Raw genomic sequence first — 23,430 nt, forward strand, 5'->3', positions numbered from 1 at the left:
CCTGCGCCCGCCAGACAGAAGAGAAGGTAAAAAATCTTGTCCGCTGCAAAGGCAGCAATTTTGTTAACCCTGGATTGAATCCTTTCCGCGAGCAGGTGGCGCGGGCAACGCATCACAAGGTTACAACAGGATCCAGAGAACACAAGGGAAATTCAAGGTCCTGAACGCCCTGCCCGAAAGTTTGCGATGCAACCGAGAAACATCAAATGCCACTGCAATCAAGACAGTGTGCTTCATCTAAACTTAGAGGTAACAGGGATGGTTTCTTCGATGTTTCACGTGAAACCTAACTGAAAGACATCGTGAATTTTGGGTCGGTAAAGTCACTTTCACTGTTCGTATCATTGATGTATGTTGTTTGACTCACCCACAATAAATAATCACAAACAAGACACACGCTGAGGTCGAAGCAAGATGGAGTTTTCTACATTCGGTAACAAGTTTGCCCGCTACTCAGGCATTACCCAATTAATGGACGATTTGAATGATGGCCTGCGCAACCCGGACGCCATTATGTTAGGCGGTGGTAACCCGGCTCAAATTCCGGCGATGGTAGACTATTTTACCCAGCTCAACCATCACCTGAACGAAAGTGGCGAACTGGCGGCAGCCATGACAAACTACGATGGCCCGCAAGGCAAGAATACTTTTATCAATGCCCTTGCCGACCTGCTGCGTGAACGTTATGGCTGGGAAATCAGCAGCCGAAATATCAGTCTGACCAACGGGAGCCAGAGTGCTTTCTTCAGTCTGTTCAATCTGCTTGCCGGAGATTTCCCGGATGGCAGCCACAAAAAAATCCTGTTGCCGCTTGCCCCTGAGTACATCGGTTATGCCGATGCCGGCGTCAGCCCGGATATGTTTATCTCCTATAAACCGGAGATCACCCTGCTCGATAACGGACTGTTCAAATACAACGTCGACTTTAAAGCGCTGAAAGTCGATGACAACGTCGGTGCAATTTGCGCTTCCCGGCCAACTAACCCAACCGGGAATGTGCTGACAGACGAAGAAATCCGCCATCTGGATCAGCTGGCCCAGCAACATGGCATTCCACTGATCATCGACAATGCGTATGGTATGCCCTTCCCGGATATCATCTTTGAAGACGTGACTCCTTTCTGGAACCACAACACGATTCTGTGTATGAGCCTGTCGAAACTCGGTTTGCCGGGCGTGCGTTGCGGCATTGTCATCGCCAGTGAAGAAATTACCACAGCGCTTGCCAATATGAATGGTGTCCTTAGTCTGGCGCCAGGGAGTGTCGGCCCGGCGATTGCCAATAAGATGATTGAACGCGGAGACTTATTACGACTGAGTGAAGACGTCATCAAACCTTTCTATCAGGCCAAATCTCAGCAAGCAGTAAAATGGCTGCAGGAAGCGATCCCGGATCCACGCTTCCGGGTCCATAAACCTGAAGGAGCCATGTTCCTGTGGCTGTGGCTGAAAGATTTGCCGATAACCACCATGGAACTCTACTCACGCTTGAAAGCCCGCGGAGTCTTAATCGTCCCCGGAGAGTACTTCTTTATCGGACTGGAAGAAGACTGGAGCCATGGCCACGAATGTCTGCGCATGAACTATGTTCAGGAAGATGAAAAGATGCAACGAGGCATTCGCATCATTGCTGAAGAAGTTGCAAAGGCTTACCAAGAAGCTTAAACAGCATCAGCGCGGCTAAACGTTCAGACGAAAACAGGGCCAATCTCCGCCCTGTTTTTTATTTGGTTCTCACAGTGCCCTATTTCTGAAACCTCAGCCCATCATATTTTCAAAGGCTGCAAATCTTTCACTGGCGTACACAGGCGGACGAGTCATGGTGACAAACTGGCTGTCCTGAGCAAGCACCCTAAAACCAAAGCGATGGTACAGTGCCGCGACCGGATTCCCCTGCAAGTACTGAAGATGGCAGTCCAGCTTGAATCGATCGGCCAGCATTGTGATACCGGCCAGGACCGCACTGCCAATTCCACTTCCCTGCCATTCAGGCATCAAAAAGAAACGGCTCAAATGCAAAAAACGTTCGACGGTTTTACCATCCTCAGAAACGACTGCAATACTTTCCAGCAGCACACTGCCGATCACTTTGCCTTCGAACAGCATTAAATTGGGTTTACAGGCTTGCCACTCCGCCTGATGCAACCTGTACTGCAAGTCGTCATCCCAACCAAATACACGCGTCACAGCATTCCGCTCAGCAGCCTTCTTCAGAGCAAAGATGAATGCTTCATGTTGTTCATCCGCTTCACTGAAGACAATTCCCCTCTGGCGACATCTGCTGAAACACACGTGATCCGACGATAAGTCGATTCGTGTTCTGGCCGTCTTTTGCGCTGGCAGTGTCTTGCTATCCATGATGATGTTTTCCTATCCGTGAAATCCCCAATTGCCCCTGCAAGATTAGTCTTTATAGCCACAAACTCAGCCGCAGTGTTTCACGTGAAACCAACCAAGCGAACAACACAGCGTGATGTCCTGTTCCATCTTGATGTTTCACGTGAAACATTTCATTTGAATATCCCTGTTCAGCGCCAATAAAAAAGGCCAGCCCTAAGGCTGACCTTCCATACACACTGAAACAATCACTTAAATGTTGTCGCTGACCACAGTCTCATCACTGCCAATCAGGCGCTGTCCATTGATTGCAATCTTGCGCGGTTTCTCTTCTTCCGGAACTTCACGCTCCAGTTCAATATGCAGCAGTCCATTTTCCATGGCAGCACCAATCACTTTCACATGATCGGCCAGCTGGAACTTACGTTCGAAATCTCGCTCAGCAATGCCCTGATACAGGTAATGACGCTTTTCATCTGCACTGGCATCTGCACGCTTTCCTGTCACAATCAATCGATTCTGATGCTGACTGATTTCCATCTGCTCTTCGGCAAAACCAGCAACCGCCATTGTAATGCGGTAATGATTTTCATCTTGCTGTTCAATGTTGTACGGAGGATATCCGCCATTACTGTTATTCAGATTCTGTTCCATCTGATTGAACAGACGGTCAAAACCAATGGCAGAACGGTACAAGGGAGAAAAATCTAAGGTACGCATAATCATTATCCTTCTGTGAAGCAATACCATTACGGTGAAAAAAACTGAAGCGGGTTTTCCTCTTGGACAAACCATTGAAGGCCCATGCTTATGGCACCTCCTGCTTCACAGATAGATATAAGGCCGGAAAAATAACAATCAAGGGGACAACAAAAAAAATTTCAGCGTCTCCAAAACTTTCCATAAGGCTTGTGATTCCGAATACTCCGGATCATCACTCCTGCCCTTGCAGACTCCGTCGGTATTGTCCGGGGGACTTGCCGGTCCAGCGCTTGAATGCGCGATGGAAATTCGATTCGCTGGCAAAGCCAACCAGATAGCTGATCTCACCCAATGCCAGATCCTGACGCTGCACATAATGCAAAGCCAGACGCTTTCGGCTGTTTTCCAGGAGGGTTTTATAACAGGTACCCAGTTCGCTGAGTTTCCGCTGCAAATTACGCAGACTCATCCCCAGCGCTTCAGCCACATCACGCTGAGCCGGAGTACCCAACGACAAGCGCTCGAGAATTTTACATTTCACCTGATGAATCAGGTCATGGCGATCAATGCGCGCCAGGAACTCATTGAGAATTTTTTCGTGCCCCTGCCGGATAACGGCATTCCCGGTGAGCAGTTTCTGTCTGGCACTTCGCTTGTCGAAAGCAAGATGGTTCCGTGGCTGATCAAACAAAACCGGACAACGGAAGAATTCATTGAGATACCCTGCCCCTTGCGACGGCGACAAATTCTGAAACGCTACAGAAGCCGGTCTGTATTCAGCGGCCACAACATCCCGCGCAAAACTTACCACCATCGCGAGAAACGCCTCCAGCTCTTGCGGCCGTAATAACCATTGCGGATCTTCCCCCGCAGTCCGCAGACTGACATCAAGTATCAGCAAATCATCGGTTTCAACCAGGCGCAGGTCACTGATATCGCACACCACACTGTTATATTCCACCAGCTGTAACAGTGCATCTTCCAGCGTATCAGCCGACATCATGGCATACCCCAGAATATGAAATACGCCAGGATGGAAAAAACGGGCCATCTGAACGGTAAAATCCTGTGCCGGAAAGTGCTGATTACAGTAATCAATCAATGCAGATAACTTTCGGATTGGCACCCGGACGTCCTGATGTTGCAACTGTCGGAGATCGAGCTCGCACGCCGACAGTGCCTTTTCAATATCCAGTCCCTGATGCTGCATCGCCCGGGTCATGGGGATCATCCAGCTGCTGAGCGTTGAGTAATAGCCTTCCATTGATGCCCACTCCACCTAACTGTTGGGGCTCACGCCCGGTTCCGTTCTCTGGCAGCTGCTTTGCGCGATTGAACAACAAATTGGCATGGGCAGCGATAGAAAAATATCTTAAGCCAGTTAAAGTCTGTTGTTAATGCAATGTAACTGCCCGGCATCACAATTAACGGCCGCAATCATGACACAAGGGAGAAAACCATGACTGATAAGCCGACCGCACCATTCAATCTGGACACCCATGTTGTCTGCAACCAGCCTGCACCGCTGGAGAACTACAATGCCTTTGAAACTGATGCTGTGCTGAACTACTGGGTCACCCAGTTCTCCGGCCAGTGGGCCAATGACCTGCTGTCAGACTTTGGCCAGCATATTGGCCATGAACTTCTGGAAGCAGGTTTCCTCGCCAATCGACATCTGCCAGAGTTTCAGTCTCACAACCGCTTTGGTGAACGTATCGATCAAGTCGACTACCATCCGGCCTATCATCAGCTGATGGCGCATGCCGTCAAAGCCGGGCACACCAGTCTGCCATGGACCCGACCACAACCCGGCGCCCATGTTGCCCGTGCGGCGATGGCATTTCTTCACAATCAGGCCGATCCCGGCTCAGGTTGCCCGCTGACCATGACGTTTGCCGCTGTGCCTGCCCTCAGACACCAGCCCGATGTCGCCGACAAGTGGCTTCCGAAAATTTTCGCGGCCAAATACGATGGCAGCAACAAACCCTACTTCGAAAAAGACGGGGCCACCATCGGCATGGCCATGACAGAAAAACAAGGGGGCTCCGATGTCCGGGCCAACAGCACGATCGCCGTCCCCATCGAGGAACCCGGACCGGGCCAGCAATACAGCCTGCTTGGCCATAAATGGTTCTGCTCGGCACCGATGTGCGATGCGTTCCTGGTGCTGGCCAAAACCGGCGAGCAACTCTCTTGTTTTCTGGTTCCCCGCTGGCGGGAAGACGGCAGCAAAAATCCAATCCATATTCAGCGTCTGAAAAACAAACTGGGCAACCGCTCCAATGCCAGTTCTGAGATTGAATTTTATGGTGCCCACGGCTGGCTTCTGGGCGAAGAAGGCCGGGGGATCCGCACCATCATCGACATGGTCGCCCTGACCCGCTATGACTGCATGATTGGTTCCAGTGCCCTGATGGCCCAAGCGGTAAAAGAAGCCATCTGGCATACGTCGGGGCGCAGCGTTTTCGGCAAAAATCTCCATGACCAGCCGCTGATGATCAATGTGCTGGCCGATCTGGCGCTGGAAGCCGAAGCCGCACTGGCCATTACGATGCGAATCGCTCATGCACTGGATCATCACGAAGACCACCAGCAAGCGGCGCTGATCCGCAGTGCAACGGCCATCGGAAAATACTGGATCTGTAAACGCGCCATTCAGCAGACGGCTGAGGCAATGGAATGTATTGGCGGTGTGGGTTACGTCGAAGAGAATATTGCCAGCCGCCTGTACCGGGAAGCGCCAGTCAACTCGATCTGGGAGGGTTCAGGCAATGTGCAGTGTCTCGACCTGCTGCGCGTCCTGCGTCGTGAGCCGGAAACCTTCAATACATTATTTAGTGAATTCGAAAAAGCTAAAGGAAAGCACCCGCTTTATGATCAAAAACTGGCCGCACTGAAGGCTGAGTTCACCGACCCGCAGGATATTGAAGTGCGGGCAAGAAGACTGATGGAGCAACTCGCTGTGATCTGGCAGGCCGCCACCCTCTTCACCTATGGCGAACCACAGATTGCCGAAGCCTTTGCACTGGCACGTCTTTCCAATCAACCATCTCACCAGTTCGGGACGTTGCCCCCGGCTGTCGATGCAAAATTCATTGTCGAACGTGCATTGGTCAAACTCTGACACCTCGGCCAAACCAGAGTATGACGCAATCACTGCGCCAACTCCCTTAACAGAAGCGATAAAAAAACGCCGCTCATTGAGCGGCGTTTGGTGTTCCGTTACCGGGAAAAATTACACATCCAGATTTGCGTTCAGGGCATTTTCTTCAATGAACTGACGACGCGGTTCTACATGATCACCCATCAGGGTGGTAAACAGCTCATCCGCTGCCACCGCATCATTGATCGTAACCTGCATCATCCGGCGTGATTCCGGATCCATGGTGGTTTCCCACAGCTGATCCGGGTTCATCTCACCCAGTCCTTTATAACGCTGGCGGCTCAGACCACGGGTCGATTCTTTGATCAGCCAATCCAGTGCATCCTTGAAGCTGGATACCGGCTGCTTGCGCTCACCACGCTGGATATACGCAGATTCTTCCAGCAAATCACACAAGGCTTCCGACAGATCCGCCAGCTTCGCGTACTCTTTCGAGTGCAGCAGATCGTAGCTCAGCGGATACTGGTAATCGACACCATGGGTGCGCACAACAATCTTCGGCAACCAGGCATCATGCTCGCTGTCCTGGAACAGCTCGTAACCGTAATGACTCTCACCTGATTGCTTGGCATTCAGTGCATCGACCACACCTTTCGCCCAGGCTTCCACCTGTGCCTGATCAGACAGTTGCGCTTCGCCCAGACGCGGCTGGTAAGTCAGCTCGTTCAGCAGCAGCGTCGGATAACGACGGCTCATCCGCTCGATCAGTTTCACGACACCATTGTACTGCTTCACCAGGTTTTCTAGCGCCAGACCGGTAATCGCCGGAGTGCTGTCACTGGTAAACAGTGAGGCATTTTCCAGCGCCAGCGCAATCTGGAACTGGTTCATGTCCTCATCATCTTTGATGTACTGCTCCTGTTTGCCTTTCTTCACTTTGTACAGAGGCGGCTGAGCAATATAGATATGACCACGCTCAATCAGCTCCGGCATCTGACGGTAGAAGAACGTCAGCAGCAGCGTACGGATGTGCGAACCATCGACGTCGGCATCGGTCATGATGATGATGCTGTGATAGCGCAGTTTATCCGGGTTGTATTCATCACGGCCAATCCCGCAACCCATCGCAGTGATCAGCGTTGCGACTTCCTGAGACGACAGCATTTTGTCGAAACGGGCTTTCTCAACGTTCAGGATCTTACCTTTCAGCGGCAGGATAGCCTGATTCTTACGGTTTCGGCCTTGCTTGGCGGAACCACCGGCCGAGTCACCCTCCACAATGTAGAGTTCAGACAGTGCCGGGTCTTTTTCCTGACAGTCCGCCAGCTTGCCCGGCAGACCTGCCAGATCCAGCGCGCCTTTACGGCGAGTCATTTCACGGGCACGACGGGCCGCTTCACGGGCACGGGATGCATCAATGATTTTGGTACAGACAATCTTGGCGTCGCTCGGGTTTTCCAACAGGAACTCACTCAGCTTCTCGCCCATCGCCGACTCAACGGCAGGTTTCACTTCACTGGAAACCAGCTTGTCTTTGGTCTGGCTGGAGAATTTCGGATCCGGCACCTTCACGGAAACCACAGCCGTCAGACCTTCACGGGCATCATCGCCCGACGTCGCAACTTTAGCTTTCTTGGAATAGCCTTCCGCATCCATGAAGTTATTCAGGGTCCGGGTCAGTGCCGCACGGAAACCAGCCAGGTGCGTACCGCCATCGCGCTGCGGAATGTTGTTGGTAAAACAGTAAATGTTTTCCTGGAAGCTGTCGTTCCACTGCATCGCCACTTCAACGGAAATTCCGTCTTCGCGTTCAAACGCAAAGTGAAACGCTTTCGGATGGATCGGGGTCTTGTTCCGGTTCAGGTGCTCAACGAACGCGCGGATCCCGCCTTCATACATGAAGTGGTCCTGCTTGTTGTCGCGCTCATCAATCAGCTTAATTGACACACCTGAGTTCAGGAACGACAGTTCGCGCAGTCGCTTGGCCAGAATCTCATAATGGAAGGTGGTGTCAGTAAAAATGGTGTCACTCGGCCAGAAACGGATCCGGGTACCGGTCCGATCCGAATCACCAATCACACCCAGTGGTGCCTGAGGTTCACCCAGATGGTAAACCTGCTGGTGAACATGGCCGTGGCGATGAATTGTCAGCTCCAGTTTGTCAGACAGGGCGTTGACCACAGAAACACCCACGCCGTGCAGACCCCCGGAAACTTTGTAGGAGTTATCGTCAAACTTACCGCCGGCATGCAGGACGGTCATGATCACTTCCGCCGCAGACACCCCTTCTTCCGGGTGCATGTCTGTCGGGATCCCCCGACCGTCATCGCTGACTGAAACCGAACCATCTTCGTGGATCGTCACCACGATATCTTCACAGTGACCAGCAAGAGCTTCATCGATAGAGTTATCGACGACCTCAAAAACCATGTGGTGCAAACCTGTACCGTCATCCGTATCGCCGATGTACATCCCCGGACGCTTACGTACCGCATCAAGACCCTTTAATACCTTGATACTTGATGAATCGTAATTGTTGGACATTGAGTTACTCTCGCTTTATTTATCCTGCGGTTATTTTACCCTGTTCGACATGAAACATCTTGCCCTTTTCGTCCTTCATGTCGCCCAGCTGTTCCTCGCTGATGGCACTGATGACCACCTGAGCCTGCGTATCGCGTAATCCTTTGGCCAGCAAAGCCCGCTTGCCACTGTCGAGCTCGGAAGCAAAATCATCGATCAGGTAAAGACATTGTTTGCCTGTGGCCTGTCGTAACTGCTGACCCTGTGCCAGCCTGAGGGCACACATCAGCAGCTTCAGCTGCCCCCGGGACAGCACATCATCGACCGGCATTGCCGCCACCTTCAGCCGGAGATCGGCTTTGTGCGGTCCGCTGACGGTATACCCCAGCTGCACATCACGCTCAAAGCTGGCTGCCAGAAGTTCTCCGTAAGGAGTCGATTTTTCCCAGCCGCGGTAGTATCCGAGCTGAATCTCATATTCCGGCAGAAAGTCGGCACAAAAAGCCGAAGTCTGCGCCCGCAGTGCCGTCACATAGTCACTGCGCCAGCCGTCAATCATTTCGGCCAGCTGCGCCAGTTCCTGATCCCAGTAGCTGAGTTCGCGGTAGCTGCGTGCGGTTTTCAGCAGCGCATTCCGCTGTTTGGTCAGCCGTTTTACCCGGCTCCAGGCCTGATAAAAACGGGGTTCCACGTGGAACACGCCCCAGTCGATGAAGGCACGGCGGAATTTCGGCCCGCCAACCATCAGTTCGAACCCTTCCGGCGTGATCAATTGCAGTGGCAGAATCTGTGCCAGTTGTGCAACTTTCTGGCCTGTCTGGCCGGCTATTTTAACCTGTGTCGTCCCGTCGCGCTGCTTCTGGATGCCCAGCGGCCGCTCCAGATCACTTTCCGTCTGTACCCGGCCGTGTAATACCAGCTCATCCTGACCATGACGGATAATCCGGCTGGTCAGGTGGCTGCGAAAGGAACGGCCGTGGCCAAGGAAATAAATGGCTTCCAGCAAACTGGTTTTACCGCTGCCATTGGCACCGACCAGAAAGTTAAAGCCATCAGACAAGGTGAGATCACAGGCTTCCAGATTTCGGAAGTCTTTGACAATAAATCGCGTCAGCGCCATGGTTACAGCCGGATTGGCATCACCACGTACAGGGCGTCACTGTCCGCCACATCTTCAATCAGCGTACTGGCGGTGGCATCGGACATCGAAATCCGGACCTGATCGCACTTCAGGGTATTGAGTACATCCAGGATATAACTGACGTTGAAGCCAATCTCCAGCTCACCGCCCTGGTAATTCACATCCAGCACTTCTTCCGCTTCTTCCTGTTCCGGGTTGTTGGCGGTGATGCGCATTTCGTTGTCGGCCAGATTCACCCGTACACCGCGGAATTTCTCGTTCGACAAAATGGCCGCCCGCGAAAACGCCTGACGCAGTTCATCACAGCCCGCCTGCAGGATCTTGCTGCTGTTTTGCGGCAATACCCGGCGATAGTCCGGAAAACGGCCATCCACCAGCTTGGAAGTGAAAATGAAATTGTTGACCACGGCACGCAGGTTCGACTCACCGATCTGAAGCACGACTTCAGCATCCGGACTGTCGAGCAAACGCACGAGCTCCATCACCCCTTTACGCGGCAGGATGATCTGTTTACCTGGCAGCTCGCCTTCGGTATCGACGGTGCACACCGCCATCCGGTGACCGTCGGTCGCCACAGAGCGCAGCTGTTTCCCGTCGGTTTCCAGCAGCATGCCGTTCAGATAGTAACGGACATCCTGATGAGCCATTGAGAACTGGGTACTTTCGATCAGCTGACGGACCTGACCCTGAGCCAGATGCAGTTCCACTTCACTCTGCCAGTCTTCAATATTCGGGAAATCATTGGCCGGCAAGGTGGTCAGTGAGTAACGGCTCCGGCCGGAACGCAGCAGCAGCCGGTCGCCCTGCAGCTCAATCTTCAGCTGAGCGCTGTCAGGCAGGCCGCGGCAGATATCCAGAAACTTCCGGGCCGGCACGGTCACTGCACCGGGTTCCCACTCACCATCCAGCGCCAGTTTCGCCACCAGCTCCACTTCCAGATCGGTGGCCGTCAGGGACAGGCTGCCGGCTTCAACCTTCAGCAGCAGGTTACCGAGAATCGGCAGCGACGGACGGCCGCCCAGTGCCCCGTTGACCTGTTGCAGCGGTTTAATGAGATGTTCACGTTCAACGGTAAATTTCATATTACGACGACAGTGTCCTGATCAGGTTGGAGTAATCTTCTTTAATATCGTGGCTTTCTTCACGCAGCTGCTCAATTTTCCGGCAGGCGTGCAGCACTGTAGTATGGTCGCGGCCACCAAAAGCATCGCCGATTTCCGGCAGACTGTGGTTGGTCAGCTCCTTGGCCAGTGCCATCGCCATCTGGCGCGGACGGGCAACGGAACGTGACCGGCGCTTGGACAGCATATCCGCCATCTTGATTTTGTAGTACTCAGCCACGGTCTTCTGAATGTTATCAATCGTCACCAGCTTTTCCTGCAGCGCCAGCAGATCTCGCAGCGCTTCGCGGACAAAGTCGATGGTGATCGCCCGACCGGTAAAGTTCGCGTTGGCAATCACCCGGTTCAGCGCCCCTTCCAGCTCCCGCACATTCGAGCGCAGACGCTTGGCAATAAAGAAGGCCACTTCGTCAGCCAGACGAATATGGTGGTCCTCGGCTTTTTTCATCAGGATCGCCACCCGGGTTTCAAGTTCGGGCGGTTCAATCGCAACCGTCAGACCCCAGCCAAACCGGGATTTGAGGCGGTCTTCCACCCCGCTGATTTCCCTCGGGTAGCGGTCGGAGGTCAGAATAATTTGCTGGTTGCCTTCCAGCAGCGCATTAAAAGTATGGAAGAACTCTTCCTGTGAACGCTCTTTATTGGCAAAAAACTGAATATCATCGATCAGCAGCGCATCGACACTGCGGTAGTAGCGTTTGAACTCTTCAATCGCGTTGTTCTGGAGCGCTTTAACCATGTCCTGCACAAACCGCTCGGAGTGCATGTACACCACTTTGGCGTTCGGCTTACGGTCTGCAATCGCATTGCCCACCGCATGCAGCAAGTGCGTTTTACCCAGACCCGTTCCGCCGTATAAGAAGAGCGGGTTGTAAGCAGCGCCCGGGTTATCCGCAACCTGACGACAAGCCGCCAAACCCAGCTGGTTCGACTTACCTTCAACGAAGTTGTTGAAGTTGTGCTTCGGATTCACATTCGAGCGGTAGCCTTTGGCAGACTCCGGCTGCACCGGAGAAGGTGCCGGTTCCCAGGTCGGTGACGGCGGATCGATTCTGTCGTCTGCAGCCACCGCGGCCACGGCAGCGATGGGTTGGGGAGGCGGCACTGTCACCGGCTTACTCCCGACTTCAAATCGCAGCATCGGGGCATCCGCCCCGCAGAATTCATTCAGCAGACGATTGATACTGTTGAGGTACTTGTCCCGCACCCAGTCCAGAACAAAACGGTTAGGGGCGAACAAGGTCAAGGTGTTGTCGTTTAACTCGGCCTGTAGCGGACGAACCCACATGCTGAATTCCGTGGCAGGGAGTTCTTCCTGAAGGCGTTGAAGGCACTGCAGCCAAAGCGAAGATGACAAGTTCGACTCCACACTGAATAACCAAAAAACGAAAAGGGACGCAATTTTATACCTGCTGGCCGCGGATCTCCAGCAAAGAGATCCCAGATCCAGTGAATAAGATCTAAGTTATTCACACGGATCCCACAATGATGGCTCAGATCACCACAGTTTAGCCTACCCTTACCCACAGTTGTTTACACATTGTGCAGGATCCTGGGGATGAACGGCACAATCTTTTCTCAACGCCCCAAAAAACTGACTCTATAGTTATTAGAAATAACTTTTGGTTATTTAAGCATTGTTCTTATTGACAAGTAGGATGATAAAAACCGCCCTACAAAAACAACATCATCTTAGGAGTAGACAGATGAAAAACTGGGTAAAAGCTTCCTTTACCGCACTGGCACTGGGCCTGACCGTCAGCCAGACAGCATTTGCCGCTACCGACGTGAAAGTTGGCATGTCTGGCCGCTACTTCCCGTTCACTTTCGTGAAGCAGGACCAGCTGCAGGGTTTCGAGGTCGATGTCTGGAATGAAATCGGTAAACGTAATGATTATAAAGTGGAATTCGTGACGGCGAACTTCTCCGGGCTGTTCGGCCTGCTGGAAACCGGCCGCATCGATACCATCTCGAATCAGATCACCATCACCGACGAACGTAAAGCCAAATACCTGTTCAGCGACCCTTACGTGATTGACGGCGCGCAGCTGGTGGTCCGTAAAGGAAACGACAGCATTCAAGGCACGGACGATCTGAGCGGTAAAACCGTCGGCGTGAATCTGGGCTCCAACTACGAGCAGCTGCTGCGTGGCCTGGACAATGCAGAGCAGATCAACATCAAAACCTACGAAACCGGCATCGAGCACGACGTTGCGCTGGGCCGGACCGACGCCTTCGTGATGGATCGCCTGTCTTCTGTTGAGCTGATCAAAAAAGCCGGTCTGCCGCTGCAACTGGCCGGCTCGACCTTTGAGCGCATTGAGAATGCCTGGCCGTTCCTGAACAACGACAGAGGCCAGAAGCTGCGTGATGAGGTCAACAAAGCCCTGAACGCGATGCGCGAAGACGGCACACTGACCGAAATCTCACAAAAATGGTTCGATGCTGACATTACCCGCTAACGGGCCGGAATGAATCCTGTCATTTCAGGTCACCATCCTTATACTAATAAGTAATATCAAGACTCACCCTTGTGGTGGGTCTTGTCACTTTTATTCTTTAACTCCACGGAACACGCATCCATATGGGCTTCGATTTTGATTACATGCTGTCGCTCATGCCGATTCTGCTCAAATACCTGGGCACAACCATGGGCATGGCGGTCTGGGGACTGGTCTTTGCACTGGTAATCGCGGTAACGCTGGCTTTGGTGCGGGTTTACCGTTTACCGGTGCTGGATCAGATCAGCCAGGTTTACATCAGCTTCTTCCGCGGCACCCCGCTGCTGGTTCAGCTCTTTCTGCTGTACTACGGCCTGCCTCAGGTCTTTCCGGCTCTGGTCGGGCTGGACGCCTTCAGTGCCGCCGTCATCGGCCTGAGTCTGCACTTTGCCGCCTACATGGCCGAAAGTATCCGGGCTGCCATTATCGGCGTCGACAACAGCCAGCGTGAGGCCAGTCTGTCGATCGGGATGACGGAAATGCAGGCCATGCGCCGCATCATCCTGCCGCAGGCGACTCGCGTCGCGCTGCCGTCCCTGATGAACTACTTTATCGACATGATCAAATCCACCTCACTGGCGTTTACCCTGGGTGTGGCCGAAATCATGGCCAAAGCGCAGATGGAAGCGTCTTCCAGCTTCAAGTTCTTCGAAGCCTTCCTGGCCGTCGCCCTGATTTACTGGGGCATTGTGGTGGTACTGACCCGGATTCAGAACTGGGCGGAAGTGAAACTTAACAGGGCGTATGTACGATGATTCAGTTGCATAACTTCAGCAAACGCTTCGGTGACAATACCATTTTCTCCGGTATTGACCTTCAGATTGACCAGGGTGAGATTGTGGTGATCATCGGCCCGTCCGGCACCGGCAAGTCTACCCTGCTGCGCTGCATTAATTTCCTGGAAACCGCGAACAGCGGCCATCTGACCATTGACAAGATCCACGTGGATACACCGGTGGCCACTCCCAAAGAGATCCTGTCAATTCGGCGCAAAACCGGCTTCGTCTTTCAGAACTACGCCCTGTTTGCCCATATGACGGCCCGTCAGAACATTGCCGAAGGCCTGATCACCGTGAAAGGGTGGAAAAAGCAAGCCGCCTACGACAGAGCCCAGCAAATCCTCGACGATATCGGGCTGGGCGACAAAGGCGACAGCTACCCGACCGCCCTGTCCGGCGGTCAGCAACAGCGGGTCGGTATCGGCCGCGCGATGGCGCTGGAAGCCGAACTGCTGCTGTTTGATGAGCCGACGTCTGCACTGGATCCGGAATGGGTCGGTGAAGTACTGAACCTGATGAAAATGCTGGCAACCCGCAACCAGACCATGCTGGTGGTCACGCATGAAATGCAGTTTGCCCGCGAAGTGGCCGATCGGGTGATCTTTATGGCCGACGGCGAGTTCGTGGAACAGGGATCTCCGCAGGAGATCTTCAGCAACGCCAAAGATCCACGGTTGCAAAAATTCCTGCGTCAGGTGGGGATCCGCTAAGGATCCTTGCACTCAGCAAAACAAAACGTATAATTCAGCGCCCGGGTTTCTCGGACGAAAACGGCGCAAAAACCATCGCCGGAAAGAGGGGAATGATTGACTCGAAGCGGGTCAGTGATTACAATTCCGCCTCTTTGTGGACGTAATGGGTTTCTTTTTGAGCCCTGCCGGGTAACCGGAAACACAAAAACTTAAAACTGATCAGTAATTTTAAGGTAAAACCATGAAACGCACTTTTCAACCTTCAGTTCTAAAGCGCAAGCGTACTCACGGCTTCCGTGCTCGCATGGCAACTAAGAACGGTCGCGCTGTAATCAATGCACGTCGCGCCAAAGGCCGTAAGCGTCTGTCTAAGTAATCATTGCGATTATTTTGAGTAAGTTCGCTTTTTCTCGGGAGTTACGTCTGTTAACTCCCGAAGATTATAAACATGTCTTCCAGCAAGCTCACAGTGCTGGCTCCCCTCACTTAACCATTCTGGCCCGCAATAACGACCTGAACCAACCACGGCTCGGTCTGGCAGTCCCTAAAAAACAAATCAAAACCGCAGTCGGCCGCAATCGCTTTAAACGCCTGGTTCGGGAACGTTTCCGTCTCAAGCAACACGATCTGCCTGCGAAAGATTTTGTCGTGATCGCCAAAAAAAGTGCCAGTGAAATGAGCAACGCCGACCTGTGTAAACTGCTGGATAAGCTATGGCATCGCCTGTCTCGCCCATCGCGTGGCTAGTCGTCGGACTAGTCCGCTTTTACCAACTGGCAATCAGCCCGCTGATCGGGCCACGTTGTCGTTTCACCCCCACCTGCTCTCAATACGCGATCGAAGCGGTAAAAACCCATGGAGCAATAAAAGGTTGTTGGTTCGCGGCGAAACGTCTATTAAGATGTCACCCTTTGAACAACGGTGGCTATGACCCCGTTCCGCCAACCCAGGATAACGACAGAGAACATTAACGATGGATTCCCAACGCAATATTCTGTTAATTGCCCTGCTGTTTGTGTCTTTCCTGCTGTTCCAGCAGTGGAATGCAGACAACAGCCCGCAACCTCAGAACCAGACAGCTGCGCAAAGCGCGACGACCCAGGGCGATGTGCCGTCACATTCCGGTGACAGCGCGACGATTCCGGGGCCAAGCAGTTCCGACAAGCTGATCCACATCCGCACCGATGTGCTGGATCTGACTGTTGATACCCTGGGTGGTGATATTATTGAAGCCAAACTGCTGGCTTACGACAATGAGCTGGATTCCAGCGATCCGTTCGTGCTGCTGAAAAACGAGCCCGCACATCAGTTTATTGCTCAGTCCGGTCTGATTGGTGCCAACGGCATCGACTCAACTGCCGGCCGTGCCCAGCTGAACGCAGAAGCCAAAGATTACGTACTGGCCGATGGCCAGGATGAACTGCGCGTCCCGCTGACTTACAGCAAAGACGGCATTGAATATATCAAGACGTTCACGCTGCACCGTGACAGCTATGCGCTGGAAGTGTCTTATACCATCAACAACAAGTCTGAAAAGCCGGCCACTGTACAAATGTACGCCCAGCTGAAACAGACTCTGATGGATGACGGCGGCAGCCTGACCATGCCGACCTACCGTGGCGGCGCCTACTCTGCTGACGATGAGAAGTACAAAAAGTACAGCTTTGACGACATGGCAGACAAGAACCTGAACCTGTCCATGTATCAAGGCTGGGCTGCGATGATGCAGCACTACTTCGTCTCTGCCTGGATTCCAACACCGATTGCCGTCCCTGCAGATAAGAGTGTGCAAACCCCAAGCCATAACCTGTTCTCCCGTACCAGCCAGGGCCAGGGCTACATTGGCGTGCGTATGCCAACTGAAATCGTAGCACCAGACAGCGGCCTGACCACCTCAGCAAAACTGTGGGTTGGTCCGAAACTGCAGGACAAGATGGAAGCAACGGCCGACAACCTGAACCTGACCGCTGACTACGGCTGGCTGTGGTTCATCGCCAGCCCGCTGCATAAGTTCCTGTCCTGGATCCAAAGCTTTGTCGGGAACTGGGGTATCGCGATCATCATCCTGACGATCATTGTGCGTGGCGGCCTGTATCCGTTTACCAAAGCGCAGTATACCTCCATGGCGAAGATGCGCATGCTGCAGCCAAAACTGCAGGCAATGCGTGAGCGTTTCGGCGATGACCGTCAGCGCATGAGCCAGGAAATGATGGAGCTGTACAAGAAAGAGAAAGTGAACCCGCTGGGTGGCTGTCTGCCGCTGCTGCTGCAGATGCCGATTTTCATTGCTCTGTACTGGGCTCTGATGGAATCGGTCGAACTGCGTCACGCACCTTTCTTCGGCTGGATCCACGACCTGTCGGCACAAGACCCGTACTATGTACTGCCGATTCTGATGGGTGTGACCATGTTCCTGATCCAGAAGATGAGCCCAAGCACAGTGACCGACCCGATGCAGCAGAAGATCATGACTTTCATGCCTGTGCTGTTCACCGGTTTCTTCCTGTTCTTCCCATCCGGTCTGGTCCTGTACTGGCTGGTGTCGAACATCGTGACGCTGACTCAGCAGTCCATCATCTTCAAGCAACTGGAGAAGAAAGGCCTGCACAGCAAGTAAGCCTGATCTCACAAGAAGATGACAAGGCGGCCGGAAATGGCCGCCTTTTTGTTTCCAGCGCCATCGCCGGCTCCCGGAGTTGGCTATCCTGTAAACACTGATTACAATGGCGCCCACGCCAAATTACGAAGCAATCATGATGACACAGACTACGGACACTATTGTTGCTCAGGCCACACCTCCCGGTCGTGGCGGAGTCGGCATTATCCGCGTTTCCGGTCCGCTGGCCGGCCAGGTGGCCGAAGCCGTCACCGGACGCACGCTCAAACCACGCTACGCAGAATACCTGCCTTTCCGGGCAGAAGAAGGCACGGCACTCGATCAGGGGATTGCCCTGTTCTTCCCGAACCCGAACTCCTTCACCGGCGAAGACGTTCTTGAACTGCAGGGTCATGGCGGTCCGGTTCTGATGGACATGCTGATCAAACGCATCCTGCAAATCGAGGGCGTGCGCCCGGCTCGCCCGGGCGAATTCTCCGAGCGTGCCTTCATGAATGACAAACTGGATCTGGCCCAGGCCGAAGCCATTGCCGATCTGATTGATGCCAGCAGTGAGGAAGCGGCCAAGAGTGCCTTCCAGTCACTGCAGGGCGCCTTCTCCAACCGGGTCAACGCCCTGGTGGAAGCTCTGATTCACCTGCGTATCTACGTTGAGGCCGCGATTGATTTTCCGGAAGAAGAAATCGACTTTCTCAGTGACGGTAAGGTCAGCACCGATCTGGATACCGTGATTGCACAGCTCAATGCCGTACGCCGCGAGGCCAATCAGGGCGCCATCATGCGTGAAGGCATGAAAGTGGTGATTGCCGGTCGTCCGAACGCCGGTAAATCCAGCCTGCTCAATGCCCTGTCTGGCAAAGACAGTGCCATCGTGACCGACATTGCCGGGACCACCCGCGACGTGCTGCGTGAACATATCCATATTGATGGCATGCCGCTGCATATCATTGATACCGCCGGTCTGCGCGATGCCAGTGACGAAGTGGAACGGATTGGTATCGAGCGTGCCTGGGATGAAATCCGTCAGGCTGACCGCGTGCTCTTCATGGTTGATGCCACCACCACAGACGCCACCGATCCGGCAGACATCTGGCCGGACTTTATCGAACGCCTGCCGGACGGGATGGGACTGACCGTCATCCGGAACAAAGCGGAGCTGACCGGAGAAACGACCGGGATCTGCCATATCAGCCAGCCAACCCTGATCCGCCTGTCGGCGCGAACCGGTGACGGCGTCGATGCCCTGCGCGACCACCTCAAGTCCTGTATGGGCTTTTCCGGCACCACAGAAGGCGGGTTCATGGCCCGCCGCCGCCATCTGGATGCGCTGGAGCGTGCAGCCACACACCTCGACACAGGCAAGGCGCAGTTGGAAGGCTACATGGCCGGTGAAATCCTGGCCGAAGAGCTGCGTCTGGCCCAGCAGCACCTGAGCGAAATCACCGGGGAATTCACCTCGGACGATCTGCTGGGACGCATCTTTACGTCGTTCTGTATCGGGAAGTAACTCTGCACCGATACCGGCAACTGATCACAAAGCCCCGCCATTCCGGCGGGGCTTTGACTTTTCCGCTTTACAACACGGAAACCGAGACAGCAATGTCACCGTGATCGGTCCGGAAGACCTCGGCTTCACTGCACATACCATCCATCTCAGGGGCAACGACCAGCTCCCGGGCCAGCGTTTCCTGCATCAGATATTCCTGATGCTGTGTGACCCAGCCCGCCAGCGCCGCCGGCGCCTGCAGCTCAATCCGGATCCGGTCGCTGACCCGGAAGCCGCTGTCTTTGCGCAGCTTCTGGATCCGGCTGATCACCTCCCGGACCGCCCCTTCCCCGATCAGTGCATCAGACAATTGAGGATCCACATCCAGTGAGATAAACCGGTTCGACACGGCATGGGTCCCTTCTTTCGCCTGACGGTAGAGGACAATCTCTTCATCACTGAAGACCTGTCCGTCCAGCTCCAGCTCTCCCGACTCCTGCAATGTCGTCAATTGCGCCTCGGTCAGGGTATGAATCAACCTGGTGTAGTGCTTCATCTGCGTGCCCAGCTTACGGCCCAGCAGGGCAAAGTTCGGTTTGGTATAAAAATCGATGTAATCCGCCTCTTGCTCGCTGAAGTGAACCGTTTTCACATTCAGCTCAGCCCGGATATAGTCTGACAACCGGGCCACATCCGCCAGCACGGCCGGATCGCGATGAAGCACGGTGATGCGGCTGAGCGGCGTCTTGATTTTGATTTTCAGATCGTTCCGCTTCTGCCGCCCCATCGTCACCAGATGCTGGAAGCGCTCGACCGAAGCTTCCAGCGCCGGTTGCTGCATCGCAGGCTGTGCTTCAGGGTACGGACACAGATGTACCGATTCCGGCACGCTCCCAGGCTGACGGAATGCCAGCAGTCCCTGATAGAGATGTTCTGACAGGAAAGGCGCAAACGGCGCCATCAGGGTGCCGAAAGTCTCCAGGCAATGGAACAGGGTCTGGAAAGCCCGGGATTTATCCCCGCTCATCCCATCCAGCCAGAAGCGGGCCCGGTTCAGACGGATATACCAGTTGGTCAGCTGCTCAATAAAATCAAACAGCGCCGGAACCACCTGATAAAGCCGGTACTGCTGCATCTCATCGTTCACCCGCCGGGTCAGGGTCTGAAGGCGGGACAGGATCCACTGATCCAGGATATTATCGCTTGGCGTCTGCGCCGGTGAAAACTGCCACTGATCCAGTGCCGCATAGGTCGCAAAGAACTTGTAGCCGTTGTACCAGGGCAGCAGGACCCGGCGGACCATTTCCTGCACTCCGCTGTCGGCAAAGCGCTGTTCTTCCGCCTTGACCAGTCCGGAATTGATCAGATACAGCCGCAGGGCGTCAGCGCCGTACTGCTCCATCAGCACATCCGGCGCGGTATAGTTCTTCAGACGCTTGGACATTTTCTTCCCGTCTTCAGCCATCACGATGCCGTTGACGATGACATTCCGAAACGCCGCCTGGCCGAACAGGCACTGACTCAGAACCTGCAGGGTATAGAACCAGCCCCGGGTCTGATCCACCCCTTCGGCAATAAACGCCGCAGGAAAATTCTTTTCAAACTGATCTTTGTTCTCAAACGGATAATGCACCTGGGCATAAGGCATGGCGCCGGACTCAAACCAGCAGTCGAACACTTCCGCGATGCGGCGGTAGACTCCGGCTTCGCCCGGCAGGATAAAGGTCAGGTCGTCCACATGGTCACGGTGCAGATCCTCGACCGTCACCCCGGTATAACGGGCCAGCTCCTCACGCGAGCCGAGGCACAGCTGGCTGCCGGTGGTGTCGTTGACCCAGATCGGCAGCGGGGTACCCCAGTAGCGGTTGCGGGACACAGCCCAGTCTTTGGCGCCTGCCAGCCATTTGCCCATCCGCCCTTCCTGCAGATGATCCGGCACCCAGTTCACCTGCCGGTTATTCGCCACCAGTGCGTCACGCATCGATTCGACCCGGATATACCAGGACGGTACAGTGCGGTAGATGATCGGGGTATCCGAGCGCGGACAGAAGGGGTAGCTGTGCAAAAGGGTCTCCTGCCGGTACAGCAGCCCCTGCGCTTTGAGAGCCTGAATGATCGCCTTATCAGCGTCTTTGACGTACATCCCCTGATAGTCCGGTACTTCAGCGGTAAAGCGTCCGCGGCCGTCCAGCGGACAGGGCGCCCCCTGAATGCCATGGGCTCTGGCAACCCGCTGATCATCTTCCCCGAAGGCCGGCGCCATATGCACAATCCCGGTCCCGTTGTCCGTCGAGACAAAGTCATCCGCCAGCACCCGGAACGCGCCGTCAGCCGCATGTCCGGCAAAACAGTCAAAGACCGGCCGGTAACGCTTCCCTGCCAGTTCAGCCCCGGACCGGGTTTCCAGTACCGCCACATCCCGTCCTTTACAGACGGCCGCCAACCGGGATTCTGCCAGCCACACATCGCCCCCGAGCACGTCATCATGCACTTTGACATAGGAGATATCCGGGCCGACACACAAGGCCAGATTCGCCGGCAGCGTCCAGGGGGTCGTGGTCCACGCAGCCAGATACCCGTCCTCATCCGCTAATTTGAAAAGCACGGTGATGGCCGGATCCTGAACGTCTTTGTAGTTGGAGGTTGCCTCAAAGTTCGACAGGACGGTCTCCAGCTCAGTTGAGTAAGCAACCACTTTCTCACCCTGATAAACCAGTCCCTTGTCCCACAACTGCCGGAACACCCACCACACCGACTCCATATACCAGGGCTCCATGGTGCGGTAGTCGTTGTCAAAATCAACCCAGCGCCCCAAGCGTGAAATGGTCTTCTCCCATTCCCGGGTATAACGCTGCACAATACCGCGGCACTCATCGTTGTAACGGGCAATCCCCAGCTGCTCAACCGCTTCCTTGGCTGACATTCCCAGCGTTTTATCGATCTCATGCTCGATCGGCAAGCCATGGCAGTCCCAGCCGAAACGGCGCTGCACAAAATGACCTTTCATCGTGAAATAACGCGGAATGACATCTTTGATCGTCGAAGCCACCAGATGGCCGTGGTGCGGCAGGCCGGTTGCAAACGGAGGGCCGTCGTAAAACACGTATTCCGGCTGGTGGGCCGACTGTGCCAGCGACTGCCGGAAGATCTGCCGGTCCTGCCAGAATCCGAGCACGGCATGTTCGGCCTCGACAAAGGAAAAAACGGATGATGCAGACGCGTCAGATAGCTGATCGGTCTGGGACGGGGTTTCTTTTGAACTCATGGCTGCCTCTCTGCGACTGGGGCCCGGGAAGCAGTGATCAAAAAACCCGCCTCCAGGGCGGGTTTGACGTTATTCAAGCACAAGCGAACCCACCACTCCTAAGGAATGATGATAATAATTCGCTGTGGGTTCAATAAGGTCTTCATGCATTCAACTTAAGCCGCAGACCGGCACCTGTCAACACGATATGCAATTCAGGCCTCATATAACACTCCGGATCACCGTCTGCGGGATCAGACAGTCCATTCCCCGCAAACACGGACATCACGTCGATCGGACACGCGAGCATGATCTGCCGGAAACTGTAAAAGCAGGGAAGATCCTTGGGACCCCCTGTGAGCAAATCAAATAATCCATTGAATTAAAAAGATTTTATTTTATCCAGATCATATTGGACTGTACGCTGTCCAAGGTCATGCCCGGATCGCCCCCGACCCCATCCCTCTGACAGCACGCCCCATCCCTGCCAGGAGATCTCCCGCACAGCCGGAGCAAGCGCATTACAGGGGTTTCCTTCCCGGGTGTTCCGGGTACAATCCGGACATTTCAGATAACATTTACACAAAGAGGACACGATGGCTGCAATTACCCTGATCACCGGCAGCACCTTAGGAGGTGCGGAATACGTCGCCGATCACCTGGCAGATCTGCTTTCCGAAGCCGGCCATACCACGACGATTATCAATCAGGCCGATCTGTCAGCGCTGGATCCGGACCAGATCTGGCTGCTGATCTGTTCCACCCACGGCGCCGGTGAATTTCCGGACAACATCCAGCCTTTTGTCAGCCAGCTCCAGACCCAGAAACCGGACTTAACCCCGCTGCGTTATGGTCTTGTCGCGATCGGAGACAGCAGCTATGACACTTTCTGTCAGGCTGGTAAAGATCTTGACCACCTACTGGCCGGACAGGGAGCCAAACGCCTGGGCGAACGGCTGGAAATCGATGTTTCACAGGATCCGGTGCCGGAAGACCCGGCTGAAATCTGGCTAAACAGCTGGCAAAATCTCCTGTAATCCCCATCAGACTGGCGGAAATTATTCCCATAACCGCCAGTTTTTCACGATTCGGTTGTGGATAAGTATAGATCTAAACGGTGATCAACCCTTTGTTATCCAATGAACAAGATCATCACGCCGATACCCTTGTTGATAAGTGGCGAT

19 protein-coding genes are annotated in these 23,430 nt (G+C 54.2%); 11 read left to right on the forward strand and 8 right to left on the reverse strand.

Annotated elements, in window-relative coordinates; translation table 11 throughout:
• Positions 1-414 precede the first annotated feature (414 nt).
• On the forward strand, positions 415-1,665 hold the full coding sequence (locus tag ACYP03_RS21200; RefSeq protein WP_330961698.1) for a valine--pyruvate transaminase: 1,251 nt from the start codon (positions 415-417) through the stop codon (positions 1,663-1,665).
• Between the two features lie 93 nt (positions 1,666-1,758).
• On the opposite strand, the gene ACYP03_RS21205 is transcribed toward ACYP03_RS21200, so the two are convergent.
• From ACYP03_RS21205 to ACYP03_RS21215, 3 genes are all read right to left on the reverse strand, one after another.
• A complete protein-coding gene (locus tag ACYP03_RS21205; RefSeq protein ID WP_459782030.1) occupies positions 1,759-2,358 on the reverse strand; it encodes a GNAT family N-acetyltransferase in 600 nt (199 codons plus the stop codon).
• A 231-nt stretch (positions 2,359-2,589) separates the two neighbouring features.
• Complete coding sequence (ibpA, locus tag ACYP03_RS21210; RefSeq protein WP_330961696.1) at positions 2,590-3,057, reverse strand: small heat shock chaperone IbpA; 468 nt, start codon at positions 3,055-3,057, stop codon at positions 2,590-2,592.
• 214 nt (positions 3,058-3,271) lie between these two features.
• A complete protein-coding gene (locus ACYP03_RS21215; RefSeq protein ID WP_459782031.1) occupies positions 3,272-4,303 on the reverse strand; it encodes an AraC family transcriptional regulator in 1,032 nt (343 codons plus the stop codon).
• A gap of 195 nt (positions 4,304-4,498) precedes the next feature.
• On the opposite strand from ACYP03_RS21215, the gene ACYP03_RS21220 reads away from it, so the two are divergent.
• Positions 4,499-6,163 carry an acyl-CoA dehydrogenase family protein gene (locus tag ACYP03_RS21220; protein ID WP_459782032.1) on the forward strand — a complete coding sequence of 555 codons (1,665 nt, stop codon included), beginning with the start codon at positions 4,499-4,501 and terminating at the stop codon, positions 6,161-6,163.
• A 111-nt stretch (positions 6,164-6,274) separates the two neighbouring features.
• Here the strand turns inward: ACYP03_RS21220 and gyrB are convergent, their stop codons facing one another.
• From gyrB to dnaA, 4 genes are read right to left on the reverse strand one after another with little or no spacing between them, the layout of a single operon-like run.
• On the reverse strand, positions 6,275-8,686 hold the full coding sequence (gyrB, locus tag ACYP03_RS21225; RefSeq protein WP_248144721.1) for a DNA topoisomerase (ATP-hydrolyzing) subunit B: 2,412 nt from the start codon (positions 8,684-8,686) through the stop codon (positions 6,275-6,277).
• 19 nt (positions 8,687-8,705) lie between these two features.
• A complete protein-coding gene (recF, locus tag ACYP03_RS21230; protein WP_330961692.1) occupies positions 8,706-9,785 on the reverse strand; it encodes a DNA replication/repair protein RecF in 1,080 nt (359 codons plus the stop codon).
• Positions 9,786-9,787: 2 nt separating this feature from the next.
• The gene (dnaN, locus tag ACYP03_RS21235; protein WP_330961691.1) at positions 9,788-10,888 is read right to left on the reverse strand and encodes a DNA polymerase III subunit beta; all 1,101 of its coding nucleotides are present in this window, start codon (positions 10,886-10,888) and stop codon (positions 9,788-9,790) included.
• Position 10,889: 1 nt separating this feature from the next.
• Positions 10,890-12,284, reverse strand: a complete 1,395-nt coding sequence (gene dnaA, locus ACYP03_RS21240; RefSeq protein ID WP_459782033.1) for a chromosomal replication initiator protein DnaA — start codon at positions 12,282-12,284, stop codon at positions 10,890-10,892.
• Positions 12,285-12,633: 349 nt separating this feature from the next.
• Here dnaA and ACYP03_RS21245 point away from each other — a divergent pair, with 349 nt between their 5' ends.
• The 8 genes from ACYP03_RS21245 to mnmE all read left to right on the forward strand — a co-directional run bounded on the left by ACYP03_RS21245 (position 12,634) and on the right by mnmE (position 19,023).
• A complete protein-coding gene (locus tag ACYP03_RS21245; protein ID WP_248144725.1) occupies positions 12,634-13,389 on the forward strand; it encodes an amino acid ABC transporter substrate-binding protein in 756 nt (251 codons plus the stop codon).
• Between the two features lie 122 nt (positions 13,390-13,511).
• A complete protein-coding gene (locus tag ACYP03_RS21250) occupies positions 13,512-14,183 on the forward strand; it encodes an amino acid ABC transporter permease (RefSeq protein ID WP_330961690.1) in 672 nt (223 codons plus the stop codon).
• On the forward strand, positions 14,180-14,917 hold the full coding sequence (locus ACYP03_RS21255; protein WP_459782034.1) for an amino acid ABC transporter ATP-binding protein: 738 nt from the start codon (positions 14,180-14,182) through the stop codon (positions 14,915-14,917). Before ACYP03_RS21250 ends, ACYP03_RS21255 begins: the two co-directional genes overlap by 4 nt.
• Before the next feature lie 223 nt (positions 14,918-15,140).
• Positions 15,141-15,275, forward strand: coding sequence for a 50S ribosomal protein L34 (gene rpmH, locus ACYP03_RS21260; RefSeq protein WP_081669218.1), 135 nt, complete (start codon positions 15,141-15,143; stop codon positions 15,273-15,275).
• 14 nt (positions 15,276-15,289) lie between these two features.
• Complete coding sequence (gene rnpA, locus ACYP03_RS21265; RefSeq protein ID WP_459782035.1) at positions 15,290-15,646, forward strand: ribonuclease P protein component; 357 nt, start codon at positions 15,290-15,292, stop codon at positions 15,644-15,646.
• Positions 15,613-15,870: a membrane protein insertion efficiency factor YidD gene (gene yidD / locus ACYP03_RS21270; RefSeq protein WP_248144729.1), complete on the forward strand. Its 258-nt coding sequence runs from the start codon at positions 15,613-15,615 to the stop codon at positions 15,868-15,870. The genes rnpA and yidD overlap by 34 nt, the downstream gene beginning before the upstream one ends.
• 2 nt (positions 15,871-15,872) lie before the next feature.
• Positions 15,873-17,516 (forward strand): membrane protein insertase YidC, encoded by a 1,644-nt coding sequence (gene yidC, locus ACYP03_RS21275; protein ID WP_459782036.1) that lies wholly within the window; start codon positions 15,873-15,875, stop codon positions 17,514-17,516.
• Between the two features lie 139 nt (positions 17,517-17,655).
• Complete coding sequence (gene mnmE, locus ACYP03_RS21280; RefSeq protein ID WP_459782037.1) at positions 17,656-19,023, forward strand: tRNA uridine-5-carboxymethylaminomethyl(34) synthesis GTPase MnmE; 1,368 nt, start codon at positions 17,656-17,658, stop codon at positions 19,021-19,023.
• Between the two features lie 67 nt (positions 19,024-19,090).
• Here mnmE and ileS read toward each other — a convergent pair whose 3' ends face one another.
• A complete protein-coding gene (gene ileS / locus ACYP03_RS21285) occupies positions 19,091-22,267 on the reverse strand; it encodes an isoleucine--tRNA ligase (protein WP_459782038.1) in 3,177 nt (1,058 codons plus the stop codon).
• Between the two features lie 575 nt (positions 22,268-22,842).
• On the opposite strand from ileS, the gene mioC reads away from it, so the two are divergent.
• On the forward strand, positions 22,843-23,283 hold the full coding sequence (gene mioC / locus ACYP03_RS21290; protein ID WP_459782039.1) for an FMN-binding protein MioC: 441 nt from the start codon (positions 22,843-22,845) through the stop codon (positions 23,281-23,283).
• The last annotated feature ends 147 nt before the right edge of the window (positions 23,284-23,430 follow it).

The sequence above is a fragment of the Photobacterium sp. R1 genome, assembly GCF_054600795.1.

Excerpts from the sequence above, each read along its gene's own strand:
- ACYP03_RS21200 (WP_330961698.1), top strand. The coding sequence starts at position 415 with ATGGAGTTTTCTACATTCGGTAACAAGTTTGCCCGCTACTCAGGCATT.
- ACYP03_RS21205 (WP_459782030.1), bottom strand. The coding sequence starts at position 2,358 with ATGGATAGCAAGACACTGCCAGCGCAAAAGACGGCCAGAACACGAATC.
- ibpA (WP_330961696.1), bottom strand. The coding sequence starts at position 3,057 with ATGCGTACCTTAGATTTTTCTCCCTTGTACCGTTCTGCCATTGGTTTT.
- ACYP03_RS21215 (WP_459782031.1), bottom strand. The coding sequence starts at position 4,303 with ATGGAAGGCTATTACTCAACGCTCAGCAGCTGGATGATCCCCATGACC.
- ACYP03_RS21220 (WP_459782032.1), top strand. The coding sequence starts at position 4,499 with ATGACTGATAAGCCGACCGCACCATTCAATCTGGACACCCATGTTGTC.
- gyrB (WP_248144721.1), bottom strand. The coding sequence starts at position 8,686 with ATGTCCAACAATTACGATTCATCAAGTATCAAGGTATTAAAGGGTCTT.
- recF (WP_330961692.1), bottom strand. The coding sequence starts at position 9,785 with ATGGCGCTGACGCGATTTATTGTCAAAGACTTCCGAAATCTGGAAGCC.
- dnaN (WP_330961691.1), bottom strand. The coding sequence starts at position 10,888 with ATGAAATTTACCGTTGAACGTGAACATCTCATTAAACCGCTGCAACAG.
- ACYP03_RS21245 (WP_248144725.1), top strand. The coding sequence starts at position 12,634 with ATGAAAAACTGGGTAAAAGCTTCCTTTACCGCACTGGCACTGGGCCTG.
- ACYP03_RS21250 (WP_330961690.1), top strand. The coding sequence starts at position 13,512 with ATGGGCTTCGATTTTGATTACATGCTGTCGCTCATGCCGATTCTGCTC.
- ACYP03_RS21255 (WP_459782034.1), top strand. The coding sequence starts at position 14,180 with ATGATTCAGTTGCATAACTTCAGCAAACGCTTCGGTGACAATACCATT.
- rpmH (WP_081669218.1), top strand. The coding sequence starts at position 15,141 with ATGAAACGCACTTTTCAACCTTCAGTTCTAAAGCGCAAGCGTACTCAC.
- yidD (WP_248144729.1), top strand. The coding sequence starts at position 15,613 with ATGGCATCGCCTGTCTCGCCCATCGCGTGGCTAGTCGTCGGACTAGTC.
- yidC (WP_459782036.1), top strand. The coding sequence starts at position 15,873 with ATGGATTCCCAACGCAATATTCTGTTAATTGCCCTGCTGTTTGTGTCT.
- mnmE (WP_459782037.1), top strand. The coding sequence starts at position 17,656 with ATGACACAGACTACGGACACTATTGTTGCTCAGGCCACACCTCCCGGT.
- ileS (WP_459782038.1), bottom strand. The coding sequence starts at position 22,267 with ATGAGTTCAAAAGAAACCCCGTCCCAGACCGATCAGCTATCTGACGCG.
- mioC (WP_459782039.1), top strand. The coding sequence starts at position 22,843 with ATGGCTGCAATTACCCTGATCACCGGCAGCACCTTAGGAGGTGCGGAA.